The following is a 2,473-nucleotide window of genomic DNA, read 5'->3' on the forward strand; positions in this document are numbered from 1 at the left end:
CTTTACCGAAGGTCCCGTTTGTATTTCTTGGCTGCCCCTTCCACAAGCCGAGAGGATCGATCCATCCCGTTGGATTCGGCGCATATTGGTAAAGATTCAACCCACCCGCATAGCTGATCGGGTCTTTGCTGATAAACCGCCCAACCCGGGGATCATAGTACCGATAGCGGTTGTAGTGCAGCCCCGTTTCGTGATCGTGGTACTGCCCCTGAAATCTGATCGGGTTGGTCAGCCCCTCACGCTGCGCCCATTCCAAACACTGTTCTTTTATTTCACCCCAGGCTTTGTACTGCGCACTCCAGGCGATTTGGCCGTTGGGGTCGGTCAGTTCTTGTGGCGTGCCCAAGTGGTCGCACTGGTACCAGGCCAACACGTCAATCGGTATCGCTTGGGGCATGTGCGTCCACAGCGGGTCCTGGTCGATGTCGTAGGCGCGTTCGTAACTCGGCTGCGCCAACAGGCGGATCGGTTGATGCCGCATGGCCTGCGCCACGGCAGCCCAGTTCACGTTGTTTGCGCGCCTGTTCGTTTTGGTTCCAGTGTGAGCCAGCTTCCGGGCGATGCTTGTGGCGGGCGTTGGAGTATTTATGGATGCGCCGCCCCAGCGGGTCGTAGGCGTAGTCGACGCGGAGTGTGTTGTCTTCAAAGCGCACCAGACGGTCGAAAAGGTCCCAGCACATTTGGTTTTGTTGGCCGTTGTGCTAGCAGTAAACATCAATCCATACCGGCTCAGTTTTTAAAGAACGGTGTTGCGGTTCAACGGTTGACTGCGCCTTTTGGGCCTCTGGCAATCAGTGCGGCACCACACGCTGTTTTCATACCATTGAGTGCAACGGCAATACCGTCAACGGAGTAAGTCGCGCTGCCCTCGGCAATGGGAAAAATCCCTTTACACAACGGGCAACTGACGTTATGACCAACACCGGCAATCGGTTTACCGTTGAGGTCAGTCCGGGAAAAAGCTTCAAGCACGACACCCCCATGGGTGGTGGAGTCGCCTAGGCGGATGATGTCTTTCATTGGCGAATCAGACCGTATTCACATTCCAAAAGGCCACTTTCAGATTCTGGTACTAAAAACTCAACCAAATCATCAAGAGACGTCTGTTCGGGGACATTGATCGAGTAAAAACTTTCACTACCACCCTCCCAACTGCAACCCATCGCAACGATAGTCTCCAATACCCGGTTAATCTCCGTGTGAACAGGTTCTAAAAAAACAATTCGAATAGTGCTATTGCCGCTTGGAGTTATTATTTGTTGGAAAATATTCTCTCCATCTTGACCGGGTACTACTTGAACCAAATCATCTAAATTCGCCTCATTCTCATAGAAAGGTATGTTTTTAGTACACATCTCAGTGGGTGAGAATTTTCTGCCCACACGCTTTCGCTTGAGACGGGTGGGTAATCATCAATGACAGATAATTTAAAAAATAGCTTTTCCATTTCCCCCTAAGGTACCCATGAGTCGCTCTTATTAAGGTTACACACGCTACAAAGTACCTGGCCATTTTCTGGTGTATCCGAGCCATTTTTTGCTTGCGGCTTAATATGATCAATATGAGCCTCATTATCCGGTGGTCGTCCAAGAGCAGCAAGACACCGTTCAACTTGTTCAGCAATCGCCAATACGACCAAAAGGCTTAAATTTCTTTTAACCAGTTAACAATTTCTTTTTTTATAAAACTCAACATCAGAATGCTGCCTACAATAACAAATTCACGCCCCTCATGATTATCATAAAAAGATGTAACTCTGTCGGACTGCTCATCAAGTACCACTCTCAAGGTTTTTCCACTCTGATTATCTTTTGCAGAAAAAATTGGATTCCCATCAAAAAAAGGCACTCCATTTGAGAAGCATGTCTTATAAAATGGAAAGTTAAAGCGTCCCTCATTAAGCCCCATCTGCTCAATCAAATCTTGGAAAAAACAAAAGAAATGAGACTCTAAACGTGCATAGCAGCCCGGATCGCCTAAATAATTTTCAAACAATTTACTCACTCCACAAATGCCTTACCTGAAATAACTTCAATATCAACACGTTCATGCCTTGTATCTTTAACCATAAAGGTTTTGCTTATTTGTGCATCAACCCCACCACAAGAGCATGAATCATCGATGAATTTTTCAGCTTTCTTGAATGCATCCGCCCTAGCCGCAAGATCTTTCTTACTCAATTTATCTTTAAGCTCATCTAGTTTTTTCTTAGCATCACCTGATGTTAATGGCACATCTTGGTTCCAAGCAATTGACTCTTCAAGTTTGGCTCCTTGCGCCTGAATTCTGCCTCTGTGAGCTGCCAACCCTAACGCATCAACCCACCCCGTAGGATTCGGCGCATACGCATACAGATTCAACCCACCCGCATAGCTGATCGGGTCTTTGCTGATAAACCGCCCAACCCGGGGATCATAATACCGATAGCGGTTGTAGTGCAGCCCTGTTTCGTGATCGTGGTACTGGCCCTGAA

The 2,473-nt window shown here is 47.7% G+C and carries 5 protein-coding genes and 1 pseudogene; all 6 read right to left on the reverse strand.

The genetic code is table 11. From position 1 onward, the window contains the following. Window positions 1–701, reverse strand: a pseudogene (locus TU86_RS23550) (RHS repeat domain-containing protein); the annotation flags it as partial. A gap of 55 nt (window positions 702–756) precedes the next feature. Next, complete coding sequence (locus TU86_RS21965) at window positions 757–1,020, reverse strand: PAAR domain-containing protein (RefSeq protein WP_048366431.1); 264 nt, start codon at window positions 1,018–1,020, stop codon at window positions 757–759. After that, a complete protein-coding gene (locus TU86_RS21970; protein ID WP_157395937.1) occupies window positions 1,017–1,382 on the reverse strand; it encodes a DUF4265 domain-containing protein in 366 nt (121 codons plus the stop codon). Before TU86_RS21970 ends, TU86_RS21965 begins: the two co-directional genes overlap by 4 nt. A 71-nt stretch (window positions 1,383–1,453) precedes the next feature. After that, the gene (locus tag TU86_RS23825) at window positions 1,454–1,639 is read right to left on the reverse strand and encodes an HNH endonuclease (protein WP_204369783.1); all 186 of its coding nucleotides are present in this window, start codon (window positions 1,637–1,639) and stop codon (window positions 1,454–1,456) included. A 5-nt stretch (window positions 1,640–1,644) separates the two neighbouring features. Then, the gene (locus TU86_RS21975) at window positions 1,645–2,004 is read right to left on the reverse strand and encodes a hypothetical protein (protein ID WP_053076087.1); all 360 of its coding nucleotides are present in this window, start codon (window positions 2,002–2,004) and stop codon (window positions 1,645–1,647) included. After that, on the reverse strand, window positions 2,001–2,473 hold a 473-nt coding region (locus tag TU86_RS23470; RefSeq protein ID WP_162207817.1), incomplete at its 5' end, for an RHS repeat-associated core domain-containing protein. The genes TU86_RS23470 and TU86_RS21975, both read right to left, overlap by 4 nt.

Source organism: Pseudomonas weihenstephanensis, from assembly GCF_001043055.1.
GTDB classification, from domain to species: domain Bacteria; phylum Pseudomonadota; class Gammaproteobacteria; order Pseudomonadales; family Pseudomonadaceae; genus Aquipseudomonas; species Aquipseudomonas weihenstephanensis.